The following is a 15,850-nucleotide window of genomic DNA, read 5'->3' as shown; positions in this document are numbered from 1 at the left end:
TGTTGCCATCATGGTGTCAGGAGCCGTCGCAGCCGGCACGAGGGTGCCGCGAGGGCGGCGGGTACGCTTGACCGGCATCTTACATTTTCCTCACCGGCAGCTTATTCTTGCGATTTCCGGCCAGGCCAAAGCGCTACCCGGTTTTCGGGGCTCTCATCCAAGGGGATTCGCATCTTGCGCTATCTCTTCGAGGATTACGTATTCGACCCTGACCGGCGCGAGTTGTATCGAGGGGCAGACGTTGTCCGTATCGCACCGCAGGTGTTCGATCTGCTCGATTATCTGATCCGCAACAGGGAGCGCGTCGTCGGTAAAGACGACCTCATCAAAGCCATCTGGAATGGGCGCAGCGTATCCGACGCGGCGCTGACAACCCGCCTGAATGCCGCCCGGACTGCAATCGGCGATTCCGGCGAGGAACAGCGCTTCATCAAGACACTACCGCGCAAGGGCCTCCGTTTCGTCGGAGCTGTCCGGGAAGCGAAGGAACCGGCAGGCGCAGCAGTTGCCGACGACCAGCTAGAACTTCAAAAACCCGACCTTGCACTCCCCGACAAACCCTCCATCGCCGTGCTGCCGTTTGAGAACATGAGCGGCGATCCCGAGCAGGAATATTTCGCCGACGGCATGGTGGAAGAAATCATCACTGCGCTATCGCGCTTTAAGTCTCTGTTCGTTATCGCGCGTCACTCGAGTTTTACCTTCAAAGGCAAAGCTGTCGATATCAAGGAGGTCCGACGCAGGCTTGGCGTGCGCTATGTGCTTGAGGGGGCTGTGCGCAAGGCATCTGGGAAAGTTCGCATCACAGGGCAATTGATTGATGCGGTGACAGGCGCGCATCTATGGGCGGACAGATTCGAGCGTGATCTGACGGATATTTTCGCTCTCCAGGACGAAGTAACGCTCGCCGTCGTCTCGGCCGTTCAGCCAAAGATGCTTCAAACAGAAATCGAAATGGCGACGCGGCGGCGACCAGAGAACCTCACTGCCTATGACTTTTTTCTCCGATCCATGCAACAGTATTACCTGACGACCCGCGAAAGTTTAGCCGAGGCGATCAGGCTGGCTCATCGCGCATTGGAGCTAGACCCCAGGTTCGGCTCCGCAGCGGCTCTGGCAGGTGACTGTCATGCGAGCAACGTCGCTTTAGGCTATGCCAACGATCCCCAGTTCGACTGCAAGGAAGCAGTTCGGCTTGCTCGTTTGGCATTGAGGATCGATGATGGTGATCCGGACACCTTGTCAAGAGTTGCCGTAATCTTGGCGGGCATGGTCGGCGATAGTGAAGCCGAGATCGAAATGGCTGACCGGGCGGTCGCGCTCAACCCAAATTCTTGGCGCACTTGGAACAACAGAGGCTGGGTCTATATAATGGCGGGGCAGCCGGAGGAAGCGATCCGAAGCTTTGAACGTGCCATTCGCATGAGCCCGGTAGACCCGCTGCTGCACATGACGTTTCTTGGCATTGGGCATGCCCTTATGGGGCTTCGCCGCTTTGACGAGGCGATCGTCGTATTGAAGAAAGCCCTTCGTCAGAATCCCTTCTTTATGCCAGCTTGCCGCGGCCTCGCGTCCGCCTTCGCCCATCTCGGACGCGACGCTGAGGCGCACGCGGCGGCGGCGCGCGTGCTTGAGATCGATCCCGCCTTTACAATATCGGCGCATATCGCCCGGGTCCCCAAAAACTCGAAGCTGTTTATCGAGGGTCTTCGGAAAGCGGGGTTGCCCGAATAAGCTTCCTGCGCTGTGCGGACGATGTGATCGAATGACGGCTTATGGCCCATCAGCGAAGTGGCGACACCTTTCGTTGAGGTCCGCTTGGTGGGGTAGAGCGGACTGACTTTGCTCACTCCGCGTTCTTCGCATTTTGACCCAACTGAGACATTGGCGGTCCACTGCGCAACGGCTTTGGAGCCGGTTTCAGCCCGATCCGAATATTCGTTTTCGCCGCCAAGGCTGGTGGAAGGGCTGCGCGCTCAACGTTTCGCGGTGCGCCCGCGGATGTGGTCAAAGCCTTGCTTGATTGCGGCGAAGCGCGCTTCGATCATCGGCTCAAATTCGAGGTCGGTGAAGATGTATGGCAAGTCCTTTTCGACGCCTTCGCGGACGAGTTCACCGACATAGTTGGGTTCTATGCCCTGAGAAATGCGTTCCCGGAGGATATTGATCCACTCGGCACGTGGGCCCGAAGTCGGCAGGGCAGGGAGCGCCCCCTCGAAGCGCTTGGGGAGGTTGCGTCGTGAGTTCATGATTTGAGTGCGGATGATCCCTGGACACAGCACCGATACGCCAATCCCTCGGGGCGCGAGTTCACGCCGCAGGCCCTCGGACAGCGCGACAACGCCATACTTGGAGACGTTGTATGCATTGCTCTCCCCTGAAATGAGGCCGGCGATCGAGGCTGTGGAGACGATGTGTCCACCCTCGCCATGCTGCTCGATCAACGGCCCGAAAATCTCGATCCCCCAAATGGTCGCCATCAGGTTGACGCCCAGGGTCCAGTTCCACGACGCCTCGGTCCAGGCGCCATAGGCCCCACCGCCGCCGACGCCCGCGTTGTTGACGAGGATATGCACCTTGCCATAGCGGGCAGTCGTGGCTTCGGCGGCCGCCACGAGTTCGGCTTTGAGTGAAACGTCCGCTTTCACGCCGTCGACATCGACGTTGGTGAGCCTCAGTTGCTCGAGCGCCGCGGACAGAGCCGCTTCTTCAATGTCGCAAAGCATGACTTTCGCCCCCGCTTGGGCGAAGGCGGTTGCGATCCCCAGTCCAATGCCTGACGCTGCACCGGTCACGAACGCAGTTTTTCCAGCGAGTTCCTTCACGCGCATTCTCCCCGTGCAAGCGGATACCCTTGCCCCAAAACGCCAAAGTGTCCCCGGACGCCATATGACCGCGTTTTCGAGCGATCGGGAAGCGTGCCGGATCCCCGTTCGTGGCTGCCCATGGCTGACATGGAGGCGCCTTGGCGCTGGTTGTGTTGTCTGCTATCATACATCCTGGGATAGCATGGCGGCTATCCTCCATTCGGGGGAAGATGATGAAAGCTTCATTTTTTCTACTTGCGGGTTTGACCATTCTGTCGATCAGTGCAGCCAGCGCCGCCCCCAAAGCCGCTGCTGCCCCGATCTCGGAAACGAAGGTTAGCCCGGTCGCATGTTCGACGTCGGGTGGCGGTTTCGGGACCTATCCGGCAGGTTGCCGAAACGGAGCGAACTTCAAGACCTACGATGAATGCAAGCAATCAGGCGTCAAGCGCGGCTGGAGACACGAAGACATGGCGTGGTATTGCAGCGGGTTGGGACTGCAATAACGAGCGGACGCTAAAGTGGTGATGACGATTCATTCCGATCTCATTGCGCTTTAGGACGCCACGACGTTCACCTTGGCCGATGCGGGCAGCGGAAGGCGCAGCCCGTGGGCCAGCGCCGGCCGTTTCGATGCCGGCTGCCTTCGCGCTGCGGCTTTGCGTTACCTGCAAATATGGCGGTTGCCATCCCACCCGAGGTAGGTGCTCGTTGCCGGATCGTAGGATCGATAACGCTCCGCGCAGGAACGTGAAGCCGTGCCATCCGCGCGAGCCATGGCGCTGTCCGCGCCTTGCGCAGGAGCTGCGCCATCCGGCAATTCGAGGCCCAGCCGACCTGCCGGCGTCAGCGTGCCGTTCAGGTTGCGATTGGGGTTTTCGGCCTCGTACGTATCCGGATGACTGCTCGCAAAGCCGGATTGCGCGTAGGCGGCGCTTGCGGTCAGGCCCGACAACAAAGCCACGGCAGCGAGAATTTTAAGTCCAGTCATCGTCCATCTCCATCATTGCCCGGTGCAATTGTGCTGCCGGTGCGAGAGGAGTTGGATCGACATCTGCGCTGAACAAGCGCGTTTGATCGCATGCGCGCGACCTGGCGCGATCTCGTCGTTCAAATGCAGAAAGAATCGTTTGCTTGCGGAACGGGAAGAATGGTCCACCGCGCGCCGGGCGCACGCCTGCCTTTGCTCTCGTTCCCCGGACGCAGCGCAGCGTCACCTCGACGGTGCGCTTGCGCGCGACCGGCGGGCGACGCTGGGCTGGCTGCGGCCAGCGCTGGCTGACATCGGGTCCAGGTTCAACTGAAACAGAAGGCCGCCGGGCGGTATGGACTAGCGACGTCCTGATCGCTTGAGTTCGGCGACCTTAAACCTGTTGCCGGCCTGCAGGCTGCTGCAAAACCAGTGGGCCCTGTTTCGGTTTTCGCCCAGGAACACCTTGGTTTCGACGCAACCCTCGTAGGATGTATGGGTGATGGTGTCTCGGCACGTTGGCGAGAAAGGTCCATAGTTCAGACCGCCGCCCGACTCGCTGCATCCAACCCAGGGATCTTTGCCGCTTGGGAAGCTTGATGCACAGCCACCGTTGCAGCTGCTGGCGACTTTCTCCAGGCTGGCAAGCCTCCCCATCGCCGAACCCGGCGCATACGAAGGCGTGCTCGTGGTTGACGTTCGAGTGGTTGACGCAGTCCGACGCGGCGCCGTTGTGTTTGCTCCCCGCTCCGACACGTGCGGCTTTGCCACCTGTTTCGGCGCGTCGACCGTGACAGGAGGAAGCGTGGCGGCGGAGCCAGTCGGGATTTGCGACGCTGCCGGAGCGCACAGCAAGGCAGTTGACAAGACAGCGATGGCTGAGGGCACGACAAAGCTTGACGATAATTTCATGAGCATGTCCTTCCCAAATCCGGGACGGAGATGCCGCCCCGGTAAATGCACGGTAACATACATTCCGGATTGGGCAACCGAGGGTTGAGGGGGGGTATCTGCCTATAAGCTCGCCATCCGCACCAAGCGTGGCCCTCTGCGAAACGGCTCTGGATTGCTTCGTCGCAACAGCTCCTCGCAACGACGGCGTGGAGAAAGAGCAGGGCGTCAGCTTCGGTCTCGCGCCCCGACATGAGAGGGCACAAATAAAAACGGGGCCGTGAGGCCCCGTCAAAAGTCCGTAGCTTAATCCGCGATCTTACTTGATCTTCTTACTTGATCTTGGCTTCGCGGAATTCGACGTGCTTGCGCGCGACCGGATCGTACTTCTTCTTGACCAGCTTGTCGGTCATGGTGCGCGAATTCTTCTTGGCGACGTAGTAGAAGCCGGTGTCAGCCGAGGACACGAGCTTGACCTTGATGGTGACCGCTTTGGCCATGTTCAGAACCTCAGGAATGAAGGGAATCTGGAGCCGGCCAAACGGCCCGCGTTGGCCGGCAACCTAGCCAGAAACCGCCTGATGTCAAGGTTTCGAAGCGTTTTCGAGCGAAGTGGGCACCGGTTCGCGTCAAGAAAACGCGTCAAAAACAACAACCTAGAGCCCCGAACGGGGCTCTAGTGCGGAAAACCACCCAAAACGGTCCCATTACGCCTCGAAGAACCGGTTTTTCGGCCGCGGCAGGCCCAGATTCTCCCTCAAAGTGGCCCCTTCATACTCTTTGCGGAAAATCCCGCGCCGCTGCAGCTCCGGCACCACCTTGTCGACGAAATCGTCGAGGCCGGCGGGCAGGAACGGGAACATGATGTTGAAGCCGTCGGAGCCGCGCCCGACCAGCCATTCCTCCATCTGGTCGGCGATGGTCTTGGCGGTGCCGACGAAGGACAACCCGCCATAGCCGCCGACGCGCTGGGCGAGCTGGCGCACCGTGAGCTTGTCGCGCTTGGCGACGTCGATCATGCGCTGTCGGCCGCTCTTGCTGGCGTTGGTCTCCGGAATCTCCGGCAGTTGCCCGTCCGGATCGAAGCCTGAGGCGTCCGTGCCGAGGATGACCGAGAGCGAGGCGATGGCGCTGTCGTAATGCACGCGGCTGTCGAGGAGGGCGCGCTTCTCCTTGGCCTCATCGACGCTGTCGCCGACCACGACGAAGGCGCCGGGAAGAATCTTGAGATGTTCGGGGTCGCGGCCGATCTTCTCCATGCGGCCCTTGATGTCGGCATAGAGCTTCTGGCCGTCGGCGAGGGGGCCGCCGCCGGTGAACACGGCTTCCGCCGTCTCCGCCGCAAGCTGCCTGCCGTCCTCCGATGCGCCGGCCTGCACGATCACCGGCCAGCCCTGCACGGGGCGGGCGATGTTGAGGGGGCCGCGCACCTTCAGATATTTGCCGTTGTGGTCGAGCACGTGCATCTTCGCGGGATCGACGAACACGCCGCTTTCGACGTCGCGCACGAAGGCGTCGTCGGTGAAGGAATCCCAGAGGCCGGTGACCACGTCGTAGAACTCGCGGGCGCGCTTGTAGCGCTCGGCATGCTCCATGTGGTCGTCGAGGCCGAAATTCAGCGCCGCGTCCGGATTCGAGGTGGTGACGATGTTCCAGCCCGCGCGCCCGCCGCTGAGATGGTCGAGCGAGGCGAAGCGCCGTGCCACGTGGTAGGGCTCGTCAAAGGTCGTCGAGCCCGTCGCGATCAGGCCGATGCGCTCGGTGACGGCGGACAGCGCCGACAGCAGCGTGAACGGCTCGAACGAGGTCACGGTGTGGCTGCGCTTGAGCGCGTTGACCGGCATGTTCAGCACGGCGAGGTGATCGGCCATGAAGAAGGCGTCGAACTTGCCGGCCTCGAGCTTCTGGATCAGCGTCTTGATGTGGCCGAAGTTGAAATTGGCGTCCGGCCAGGCCCCCGGATAGCGCCAGGCGCCGGTATGGATGCTGATCGGGCGCATGAACGCGCCAAGCTTGAGTTGCCGTTGTGCCATCGCCCCGTATCCGTTCTGGGTGTCGTTGGGGAAGACATAGGGACGCCTGGGAACTCCGCCATCGGGGGAGGCGGGAAGATTTTTTCGTTTTTCGCGACATGCTCAGCACAATCGCGTCATTCCGGGCTCGCGCTGCGCACGCCCCGGAATGACAAGGGGGAGCCATCGAACCGATCCGCCGCTCGCCCCGACCAAGCCAAGACCCGTGAGGAGACCTTCAATGGCAGGTGCAATGACCGTGGACGGCGGCACCGTCCGCATCGACCGGCCCATGCCATGGGTCGGCCGCCTGCTGTCGCTGCCGCTGCTGGCCGCGAGCGGTTATCTCTTGTGGAACGTCGCGCTCGGCCTGCGCCAGGATTTTTCCGGTTTTGGCCGGCTCGCCGATGATCTCGTGCCGGTGCTGGTGTTCACGGGGTTGGGACTGCTCGTCGGCATCCCCGGAATCATCCTGCTGACGTTCCGCACCTTCGTCGTACTCAACGAGACGCTGCGCCAGATCGTCATCACCAGGCAGTTCGGCCCGCTCAATATCCGCAGTCAGCGCGATCTCGCCGACTATCACTTCGTCAGCATCACCGACGACTACGATGCGGATCTGACGACCTACGACGTCAATCTCTGCGGCAACAGGGGCACCGAGCCGATCACGCTTCAGAGCTTCACGAAGCGCGAGGAGGCGGACAAGCTCGCAAGCGAGATCGGCCGCGTCCTGAAACTGCCGGCGCGCGACTATGTTGGCACCGAGCCCGATGATTCCTGATTGAGGTCCAGCCACGGCCTGTTGCTACCCGTTGCGGAAATTGCCATCCTCGCGGCCGAAACCGCAATGGAAGGCCATGACCTCAGCGAATAACTCCATTCCCGCGATTCTGCCGCGCGGCAAGGGCCACCAATTCCTGTTGTATGGCGACTCCTGTTCGGGCGTGCCGGATGGCTTGCACGAGAAGACCTTCGCCTCGGTCAATGCGGTCGTTCAACGCCTGAGACCGCAGCCTGAATTCGTTCTCTTCCCGGGCGATGAAATCATCGGATTGACGCCGGATCCGGGCGCGCTGCACGCGCAGTGGCGCTGTTGGCTGGATACGGAAATGGCATGGCTCGACCGTGCGGCCATTCCGATGTGGCACACAACCGGCAATCACACGACCTATGATGTGATGAGCGAGGCGGTGTTTCGCGCAGTGCTCGCGCTGCCGAAGAACGGGCCGCCGGGGCAAGCGGGTCTCTCCTACTTCGTGCGGCGCGGCGACCTCCTGATGGTGTTCGTCAACACGCTCTGGAGCGGCCTTGGAGGTGAGGGCCATCTCGAGCTCGGGTGGCTGGAAGCGACGCTCAGAGAAAATAGTGACGCCCGGCACAAGCTCGTCCTTGGTCATCACCCGGTGTTTCCCGTCAACGGCTTTACGGGGACGTATCAGCGCGAGATCGGCCACGAATATGCCCGCCCGTTCTGGGACATCCTGGTGAACGAAAACGTGCTTGCCTATCTGTGCAGCCACATCCTCGCCTTCGACGTCCAGGCGCATCGCGGTGTCCTGCAGATATGCACTGCGGGCGCGGGAACGGCGCACAGGATGCCGGAAGGCGTCGAGTATCTGCATTGCGTTCAAGCCGCGCTGGACGAGGAAGGCCTGCGTTATCAGGTGCTCGATACCGACGGCGTTGTCAGGGAGAGGATGGAATGACCGCTACGGGATACTGATCCCGCCAAATGGAGGGAGCTGCCGCCCGGGGAAGCCGAAGCGCCGTTCAGCGGATGTGTGGAGAGCGGACACAGGATCGAGCTGAGACTGGTCGGACGAAGTGCCGCGACCGATGTCGCATCAGCTCAGACGATTTTCACGGCCTTCGCGCCTGGTTCGATCGCGCCGTTCTGGCTTGGTCTCAGGGGACCGAAGCAAACTCTGACAGCCATCGTAGGGCGCCAACCGGGACGCAGTCCATCCTATTGGTTCGGACCTGATTTTCCGGCAGGCGGCGATTTCGATATTCACGTCGCTTTCTATCCGGATATGGGCCCCGGCGGTCTCCTATACCGCGATCACGGCTCCCCGCGTTGGTCGTCCTTCACCTCTGCGACGGCGCGAGGGTTGGAGCAGCTTGTGTGGCCGCAGTACTGGGCGATCGGTCACGGACAAGGTGGCAGCGAAGACCGCGCCTTCAGAGGTGCCGCGCTGAGTTTGCTGATCGCGTGAACGAGCCTGGAGAGCTCGGTGGCTGGATCAGCTCAAGATATCCTTCTGCATCTTGCCGCCGTAGAAATGGAAGAACGGCACCGGCGCATCGTGGCGGAGCGGGCCGGTGGCAAGGCGCGCATCGAGCTCGTTGAGCACGTTGCGTGTCATCGGATGCAGATCGGCGAGCGGCCTCGAGCCGAGCTCGACCCAGACCAGCTCGACCAGCTCGGCATCCGCATGGATCACGCCCTCGACGCGGTGGGTGATCGCGGACGCATCCGCGGTGAAGAAGCGGGTATCGAAGCGCTTGACGCGGCCGGGCGGGGTGATGGCGCGCGCGATCAGGAACAGGCTTGAGGGGTCGGGCAGCAGGCCCGCATCCGCGAACGGCTTCCAGGCGCCCTCGAGTTTTGCTTTCCCCTCGGTCTTGCGTCCGAGGCAGAGGCCGGTCTCTTCGCAGGCCTCGCGGATTGCGGCAATCGCCAGCGACTTGGCGCGCGAGGCCGGAGTCTTCGGGCTGCCCTTGGCGAGATTGGCTTCCAGCTCGGCGGTGATGGATGCAGCACACGGCACGCGATAGTCGTCCTTGTCGACACGACCGCCGGGGAAGACGAACTTTCCGGGCATGAACACCACCTTGTCGTGGCGCTTGCCGACCAGGACTTTTGGGATGTTGCCGCTACGGTCGACCAGGATCAGCGTCGCCGCATCGCGGGGACGGAAATAGGGATGGTGGTCGGCTTCCTTGCCCTCGTGGATCTTGGCCTTCTCGGCTGCCTGCGACGTGTCCGTCATGTCCTCACCCAAACCGCTTTTTGATTATTTGCTTAGACCGGCGGAATACCATCCGGAGGGTTGTCGTCAAAGCCGTGCATGCGCAGAGCCCATTGCAGACCGACCACAGCTCCCTTGACCGGCTGGAGCAACGCGAGCGAGGCGACGAAGGTGAAGGGCAGATAGGCCGCGAAGCTGAGCCAGACCGGCGTGGTGTAGTTGGTCTCGATCCAGAGGATCGTGGGCACCACGATGTGGCCGACGATGACGATGACGAGATAGGCCGGCAGATCGTCGGCGCGGTGCGGCGTGAAGTCGAGGCCGCAAACCGCACAATTGTCCGCGGTTTTGAGGAAAGCACGGAACAGCTTGCCCTCGCCGCAGCGCGGGCATCGGCCGCGGAAGCCTCGCTTCATGGCCGTCCAGACGTCGCGCTTCTCGACGAGGCCGGTCTCGCGCGTCCAGATCTTCGGGGCCGTGCTCGTCGTCACCATGCCTTGCCCTTCTGGCCCTTGCCTTTCCCTTTGTTCTTGCCTTGGTTCTTACCTTGGTTCTTACCTTGGGCCTTCTTGCCCTTGCCGGGCTTCTTCTGTTTCGCCGGCTTGTGTTTCTTCGCCGGGCTGCGTCCGGGATGCGCCTTGAACGAGGGGCGGCGTTGCGGACCGGATGGCCTGCGGCCGCGCGGCGCGGTCTCGCCGGTCGACGACAGCAGCTCGAAGCGCAGCGCGCCTGCGATGGGAGCTGCTTCTATCAGACGGACGTCAACGACGTCACCCAGCTGATGCATGGTGCCGCTGCGCGTGCCGACGAGCGCGTGCCGGCTCTCGTCATAGTTGAAATATTCCGTGCCAAGGGATCGGATCGGGATCAGGCCGTCGGCGCCGGTCTCTGCGAGCTTGACGAACAGGCCGGCGCGGGTGACGCCGGAGACGCGGCTCTGGAAACTCGCGCCGATGCGGTCGGCGAGGTGATGGGCGATCAGCCGGTCGACGGTCTCGCGCTCCGCCTTCATCGCGCGCCGTTCGGTTACCGAGATGTGGGCTGCGACCTCGCCAAGGCTTTCCGGCGTCTCGCTGTCGGGCAGGGCGCCTTCGCCGAGGCCGAGCGCGCGGACCAGCGCGCGGTGCACGACGAGGTCGGCATAGCGGCGGATCGGCGAGGTGAAATGCGCGTAGCGGCGCACGTTCAGGCCGAAATGACCGTAATTCTCGGCGGAATATTCGGCCTGGGCCTGGGCGCGCAGCACGACCTCGCTCACCAGCGGGAAGTGGTCATGGCCTTCGAGCTGCGCCAGCACGCGGTTGAACAAAGCGGGCCGCAGCGCGCCGCCTTTCGCGAACGGAACGTCCAGCGTCTCCAGAAACTCCGCGAGTGCGTGGACCTTCTCCAGCGTCGGCTCGTCGTGCACGCGGTAGATCAGCGGGAGAGACTTCTTCTCCAGCATCTCGGCTGCCGCGACGTTGGCGAGGATCATGAACTCCTCGATCAGCTTGTGCGCATCGAGACGTTCGGGCACGACGACGCGATCGACCGTGCCGTCGCTCTTCAACAGGATCTTGCGCTCGGGCAGATCGAGATTGAGCGGATCACGCTCGTCGCGGGCGCGTTTGGCGCAGGCATAAGCGGCGTAAAGCGGCCTCAGGATCGGATCGAGCAGCGGGCCGGTGGTATCGTCGGGCCGGCCGTCGATCGCGGCCTGCGCCTGCGCATAGTTCAGTTTCGCCGCCGAGCGCATCAGGATGCGGTGGAAGCTGTGCGAGCGCTTGCGCCCGTCGGGGCCCAGCACCATCCGCACTGCGAGCGCGCCGCGCGGCTCGCCCGGCACCAGCGAGCAGAGATTGTTCGAGATGCGCTCGGGCAGCATCGGCACGACGCGGTCCGGGAAATAAACCGAGTTGCCGCGATCGAGCGCATCGCGGTCGAGCGCGGTGCCCGGCCGCACGTAGAAGCTCACGTCCGCGATGGCGACGTCGACGATGAAGCCGCCTCTGTTGTTCGGATCAGGGTCGGGTTGCGCATGCACCGCGTCGTCGTGATCCTTCGCATCCGGCGGATCGATGGTGACGAGCGGCACGTCGCGCCAGTCTTCACGTCCCTTCAGATTGGCGGGCTCCGCCGCTTCGGCTTCACGCTCTGCCGCGGGCCGGAACTGCAGGGGGATGTCGTGCGCGTAGATCGCGATCAGGCTGATCGCCTTCTCCGACTTGACCGAGCCGAGCTTCTCCTTGACCCGGCCCGAGGCCAGCCCAAACGCGCGCGAGCGGATGATGTCGACGCTGACGAGGTCGCCGTCCTGCGCGCCGTGTGCGTCGGCCGCGGCGATGTTCAGCTCGCGGTCGGCAGACTTCTTGTCGACCGGGACCAGCCGTCCGCCGCCTTCGGGCAGACTGCGGAACACGCCGAGGATGCGGCTCTTCGTCTTGTCGAAGACCTTGATGATGTGGCCGCGATAGGCCGGGCCTTCGTTCTCGTCCGAGCGCTCGACGCGCAGCAGCGCGCGATCGCCGATTCCGGCCGCGGTGCCCGGCTTTGGCCGGCGCGGCATGACGATGAGGATTTTTGGCGGTTCGCCGCTTTCGACCTCGTCCCATTCGGTGGGGGAGGCGATCAGCTCGCCGTCACTGTCACGGCCGGTGATGTCGGCAACCAGCGTCGGCGGCAGGCTGTCCGGCTCGGAAACCTTGTGGCGCTTTTTCTTGATGGTGCCGTCGTCGGCGAGCTCGCGCAGCATGCGCTTGAGCTCGATGCGATCGGCGTTCTTCAGGCCGAACTCGCGCGCAATTTCGCGGGTCCCGACCTTTCCGGGATTTGCCTTGATGAAGGCGACGATGGCGCTCCGGTCGGGAAAGCCATGGTCATTCTTGCGTTTCACTTAACCTCTAATTCTTGATCTAGGTCTTGCCGGCACTCTTCTTGGCCGGAGCCTTGGGGGCGGCGGTCTTGGTCGGCGACGTTTTTGCGATCGTCGACACGGCGGCGCGCGCCTTGCTGGTGGATTCGGATTTGGGTTTGGCCGCCTTCTTCGCGGCCGGTTTCTTCGGCTTCGGCGCGGCGTCATCGCCGGCCTTCTCCGCAGCCTTCTTGGCCTTGGCCGGCTTCGCGGCTTTCTTCGCCTTGGTCTTGCCGCCGCCCTTGGCCGCGCGCTCGTCGATCAGCGCGATCGCCTGCGGCAGCGTGACGGTGTCCTTTTCGAACTCGGCCGGGATCGTCGCGTTGACGCCGCCTGCCGTGACATAGGCGCCGTAGCGGCCGCTCTTCACCGTGACGGTGCCGAGGGTCGGATGATCGCCGATCGCCTTGCCGGGGTCGGCGCCGAAGCGGCGGCTCGGGCCCTTGGCGACCTTCTCCGCGATCAGCGTCACCGCGCGGTTGAGGCCGATATCGAAGACCTCGTCGCCGCTCTCCAGGCTGGCGTAGGTCTTCTCGTGCTTCACGAACGGCCCGAAACGGCCGAGACCTGCCGTGATCGGCTGGCCGGTCTCCGGATGCTTGCCGATCTCGCGCGGCAGCGACAACAGCTTCAGCGCAAGCTCGAGCTCGACATCGCCCGGCGAGGTGCCCTTCGGGATGCCCGCGCGCTTCGGCTTCTCGCCTTCCTCATAATCCTTCTGCTCGCCGAGCTGGATATACGGCCCGAAGCGGCCGGCCTTGACCCAGACATCGCGACCCGTATCAGGGGCCTGGCCGAGCGAACGGTCGGCGGTGGTCTCGCTGTCGGCGGCGAGCTGGCGGGTGTAGCGGCATTCCGGATAGTTCGAGCAGCCGACGAAGGCGCCGAACTTGCCGGCCTTGAGATTGAGCCGGCCGTTGCCGCAGCTCGGGCACTGCCTGATATCGCCGCCATCGGCACGGGGCGGATAGATGTGCTGGCCCAACATGTCGTCGAGCACGTCGAGCACCTGGGCTACGCGCAGATCCTTGATCTCGTCGACGGCGCCGATGAAGCCGGTCCAGAAATCCTTCAGCACCTGCTGCCAGGAGATCTCGTTGTTGGAGATGCGGTCGAGCTGCTCCTCCAGATTGGCGGTGAAGTCATATTCGACGTAGCGGCTGAAGAAGCTTTCGAGGAAGGCGACCACAACGCGGCCCTTGTCCTCGCCGTGCAGGCGCTTCTTCTCCAGCTTGACGTAGCCGCGGTCCTTCAGGACCTGGAGGATCGAGGCATAGGTCGAGGGACGGCCGATGCCGAGCTCTTCCATGCGCTTGACCAGCGAGGCTTCCGAGAAGCGCGGCGGCGGCTCGGTGAAGTGCTGGGTGACGGCGAGCGACTGCCGCTTGAGCGCGTCGTTCGGGCTCATCGCGGGCAGGCGGCGGGAGTCCTCGTCCTCCTCGTCGTCGCGGCCTTCCTGATAGAGCGCCAGAAAACCGTCGAACTTGACGACCTGGCCCGTCGCCCGCAGCTCCAGCGTGCGGGAGCCTGCCTTCGCAGTGATGTCGACGGTGGTGCGCTCGAGCTCGGCCGATTCCATCTGGCTCGCGATGGTGCGCTTCCAGATCAGCTCATAGAGTCGCGCCTGGTCGGCATCGAGCTTGCGGCTCATGCTGTCGGGGCGGCGCGACATGTCGGTCGGGCGGATCGCTTCGTGCGCTTCCTGGGCGTTCTTGGCCTTGGCCTGGTACTGGCGCGGGGCCTCCGGCACATAGGCGTTGCCGTAATCCTCGCCGATCACCTTGCGCGCCTGGGTGATCGCGGACGGATCGATCTGCACGCCGTCGGTACGCATATAAGTAATGAGTCCGGTGGTCTCGCCGCCGATGTCGATGCCCTCATAGAGGCGTTGGGCGATGCGCATCGTGTGCGCCGGCGCAAAGCCGTATTTGCGGCTGGCTTCCTGCTGCAGCGTCGAGGTGGTGAAAGGGGCCTGCGGATTGCGCCGGGCCGGCTTCGCATCGACCGAGGTCACGGCATAGGCGGCTGCTTCCAGCGCCTTCTTGAAGTCTTCCGCTTCCGCGCCGCTGCCGACGTCGAGCCGCTGGATCTTCTTGCCGTCGGCGCCGACGAGGCGCGCCTCGAAGGCGTCGCCGCGCGGCGTCAGCAAGGTCGCGATCAGCGACCAGTACTCGCGCGGCACGAACTTTTCGATCTCGAGCTCGCGGTCGCAGACCAGCCGCAGTGCCACCGACTGCACGCGGCCGGCCGAGCGGGCGCCCGGCAGCTTGCGCCACAGCACGGGGGAGAGGGTGAAGCCGACCAGATAGTCCAGCGCCCGGCGCGCCATATAGGCGTCGACCAGCGCGCCGTCGATCTGGCGCGGATTCTTCATCGCATCCGTGACGGCCTGCTTGGTGATGGCGTTGAACACCACGCGCTCGATCTTCTGATCCTTCAGCGCGCGCTTTTCCTTCAGCACCTCCAGCACGTGCCAGGAGATGGCCTCGCCCTCGCGATCAGGGTCGGTCGCCAGAATCAAGCGGTCGGCGTTCTTCAGGGACTTGGCGATATCGTTGAGCCGGCCGGCCGCCTTGGGGTCGACCTCCCAGATCATCTTGAAATTTTCGTCCGGATCGACGGAACCGTTCTTCGCCGGGAGGTCGCGGACATGGCCGAACGAGGCCAGAACCTCGTAGGACGAGCCCAGATATTTGTTGATCGTCTTGGCTTTCGCCGGCGACTCCACAATGACGATATTCATGTAGTTCCAGTAACTTACGGGGAAATTACGAGCCGCTTCCGATGAGATTCGGATCGGCCGTTTCGACCCGAACATGGGTGGTGAGGCCCTCGCTGTCAAATCGAGGGGTGTTGAAATCACCCTGAATGGGAAAAGTTTCATATCGAGAAAGTTGCAAAATACCACCTTGGAGTTGCGGTCAATGTCAGCGTAGAGTCCTCCCGGGGCATGGATTCGGGTGGGGTCTGGTGACTAAGCCAGGAAAGAAACGGGCGCGCGCCGCATCAGGCGCGCCGGGGGGCTCGCGCGGCGAGGAACCAGGGGAGGGCGGCGTCGATGAGGCCGTCGCCTTCATTGCCGAGCAGGTCGCGGCGTTGCGCAAGCTCGCCGAGCGCCACAAGCTCGACGTGCTGCATTATCTCTTGGGCATGACCAAGCTAGAGGCCGACGAGCACCTGCGGCTGCGGAGCAAGCGCAAGCTGTCGTAGCGGCGCGCAATTCCATCAATTCCGTCATCCTGAGGCGCGAGTGGCGCGATGCAAAGGCATCGCGCCGGGAGCCTCGAAGGATGGGCGGCCCTGCT

General features: G+C 63.2%; 13 protein-coding genes. 5 read left to right on the top strand and 8 right to left on the bottom strand.

The genetic code is table 11. The features are described from left to right. Positions 1–174: 174 nt before the first annotated feature. Positions 175–1,734 carry a winged helix-turn-helix domain-containing tetratricopeptide repeat protein gene (locus OWC48_RS16385; protein ID WP_282520934.1) on the top strand — a complete coding sequence of 520 codons (1,560 nt, stop codon included), beginning with the start codon at positions 175–177 and terminating at the stop codon, positions 1,732–1,734. Positions 1,735–1,976: 242 nt separating this feature from the next. On the opposite strand, the gene OWC48_RS16380 is transcribed toward OWC48_RS16385, so the two are convergent. Then, on the bottom strand, positions 1,977–2,831 hold the full coding sequence (locus tag OWC48_RS16380) for an SDR family NAD(P)-dependent oxidoreductase (protein ID WP_282520933.1): 855 nt from the start codon (positions 2,829–2,831) through the stop codon (positions 1,977–1,979). A 209-nt stretch (positions 2,832–3,040) separates the two neighbouring features. On the opposite strand from OWC48_RS16380, the gene OWC48_RS16375 reads away from it, so the two are divergent. Further along, a complete protein-coding gene (locus tag OWC48_RS16375) occupies positions 3,041–3,313 on the top strand; it encodes a hypothetical protein (protein ID WP_282520932.1) in 273 nt (90 codons plus the stop codon). A gap of 158 nt (positions 3,314–3,471) precedes the next feature. On the opposite strand, the gene OWC48_RS16370 is transcribed toward OWC48_RS16375, so the two are convergent. From OWC48_RS16370 to OWC48_RS16360, 3 genes are all read right to left on the bottom strand, one after another. Continuing rightward, complete coding sequence (locus tag OWC48_RS16370; protein WP_063982797.1) at positions 3,472–3,798, bottom strand: BA14K family protein; 327 nt, start codon at positions 3,796–3,798, stop codon at positions 3,472–3,474. A gap of 1,202 nt (positions 3,799–5,000) precedes the next feature. Next, positions 5,001–5,168, bottom strand: coding sequence for a 50S ribosomal protein L33 (gene rpmG / locus OWC48_RS16365; protein ID WP_007603295.1), 168 nt, complete (start codon positions 5,166–5,168; stop codon positions 5,001–5,003). Positions 5,169–5,375: 207 nt separating this feature from the next. Further along, on the bottom strand, positions 5,376–6,701 hold the full coding sequence (locus tag OWC48_RS16360) for an LLM class flavin-dependent oxidoreductase (RefSeq protein WP_282520931.1): 1,326 nt from the start codon (positions 6,699–6,701) through the stop codon (positions 5,376–5,378). 220 nt (positions 6,702–6,921) lie between these two features. Between OWC48_RS16360 and OWC48_RS16355 the strand changes: the two genes are divergently transcribed. Further along, positions 6,922–7,464: a hypothetical protein gene (locus OWC48_RS16355; protein ID WP_282520930.1), complete on the top strand. Its 543-nt coding sequence runs from the start codon at positions 6,922–6,924 to the stop codon at positions 7,462–7,464. Between the two features lie 76 nt (positions 7,465–7,540). Next, positions 7,541–8,389: a metallophosphoesterase gene (locus OWC48_RS16350; RefSeq protein WP_282520929.1), complete on the top strand. Its 849-nt coding sequence runs from the start codon at positions 7,541–7,543 to the stop codon at positions 8,387–8,389. A gap of 537 nt (positions 8,390–8,926) precedes the next feature. Here OWC48_RS16350 and OWC48_RS16345 read toward each other — a convergent pair. From OWC48_RS16345 to topA, 4 genes are read right to left on the bottom strand one after another with little or no spacing between them, the layout of a single operon-like run. Next, on the bottom strand, positions 8,927–9,676 hold the full coding sequence (locus OWC48_RS16345; protein WP_282520928.1) for an NUDIX domain-containing protein: 750 nt from the start codon (positions 9,674–9,676) through the stop codon (positions 8,927–8,929). Positions 9,677–9,708: 32 nt separating this feature from the next. Next, on the bottom strand, positions 9,709–10,149 hold the full coding sequence (locus OWC48_RS16340; protein WP_028155044.1) for a DUF983 domain-containing protein: 441 nt from the start codon (positions 10,147–10,149) through the stop codon (positions 9,709–9,711). Continuing rightward, a complete protein-coding gene (gene rnr, locus OWC48_RS16335; protein WP_282520927.1) occupies positions 10,143–12,527 on the bottom strand; it encodes a ribonuclease R in 2,385 nt (794 codons plus the stop codon). The genes OWC48_RS16340 and rnr overlap by 7 nt, the downstream gene beginning before the upstream one ends. 19 nt (positions 12,528–12,546) lie before the next feature. Next, complete coding sequence (topA, locus tag OWC48_RS16330; protein ID WP_282520926.1) at positions 12,547–15,288, bottom strand: type I DNA topoisomerase; 2,742 nt, start codon at positions 15,286–15,288, stop codon at positions 12,547–12,549. A 227-nt stretch (positions 15,289–15,515) separates the two neighbouring features. Between topA and OWC48_RS16325 the strand changes: the two genes are divergently transcribed. Further along, the gene (locus tag OWC48_RS16325) at positions 15,516–15,755 is read left to right on the top strand and encodes a hypothetical protein (RefSeq protein ID WP_282520925.1); all 240 of its coding nucleotides are present in this window, start codon (positions 15,516–15,518) and stop codon (positions 15,753–15,755) included. The last annotated feature ends 95 nt before the right edge of the window (positions 15,756–15,850 follow it).

This window comes from Bradyrhizobium sp. Arg816 (assembly GCF_029989365.1).
Classification (GTDB): Bacteria; Pseudomonadota; Alphaproteobacteria; order Rhizobiales; family Xanthobacteraceae; genus Bradyrhizobium.
Note: the sequence above shows the minus strand (reverse complement) of the source record. Positions and strands in the feature narration are given on the sequence as shown.

Excerpts from the sequence above, each read along its gene's own strand:
- OWC48_RS16380 (WP_282520933.1), bottom strand. The coding sequence starts at position 2,831 with ATGCGCGTGAAGGAACTCGCTGGAAAAACTGCGTTCGTGACCGGTGCA.
- OWC48_RS16375 (WP_282520932.1), top strand. The coding sequence starts at position 3,041 with ATGAAAGCTTCATTTTTTCTACTTGCGGGTTTGACCATTCTGTCGATC.
- OWC48_RS16370 (WP_063982797.1), bottom strand. The coding sequence starts at position 3,798 with ATGACTGGACTTAAAATTCTCGCTGCCGTGGCTTTGTTGTCGGGCCTG.
- rpmG (WP_007603295.1), bottom strand. The coding sequence starts at position 5,168 with ATGGCCAAAGCGGTCACCATCAAGGTCAAGCTCGTGTCCTCGGCTGAC.
- OWC48_RS16360 (WP_282520931.1), bottom strand. The coding sequence starts at position 6,701 with ATGGCACAACGGCAACTCAAGCTTGGCGCGTTCATGCGCCCGATCAGC.
- OWC48_RS16355 (WP_282520930.1), top strand. The coding sequence starts at position 6,922 with ATGGCAGGTGCAATGACCGTGGACGGCGGCACCGTCCGCATCGACCGG.
- OWC48_RS16350 (WP_282520929.1), top strand. The coding sequence starts at position 7,541 with ATGACCTCAGCGAATAACTCCATTCCCGCGATTCTGCCGCGCGGCAAG.
- OWC48_RS16345 (WP_282520928.1), bottom strand. The coding sequence starts at position 9,676 with ATGACGGACACGTCGCAGGCAGCCGAGAAGGCCAAGATCCACGAGGGC.
- OWC48_RS16340 (WP_028155044.1), bottom strand. The coding sequence starts at position 10,149 with ATGGTGACGACGAGCACGGCCCCGAAGATCTGGACGCGCGAGACCGGC.
- topA (WP_282520926.1), bottom strand. The coding sequence starts at position 15,288 with ATGAATATCGTCATTGTGGAGTCGCCGGCGAAAGCCAAGACGATCAAC.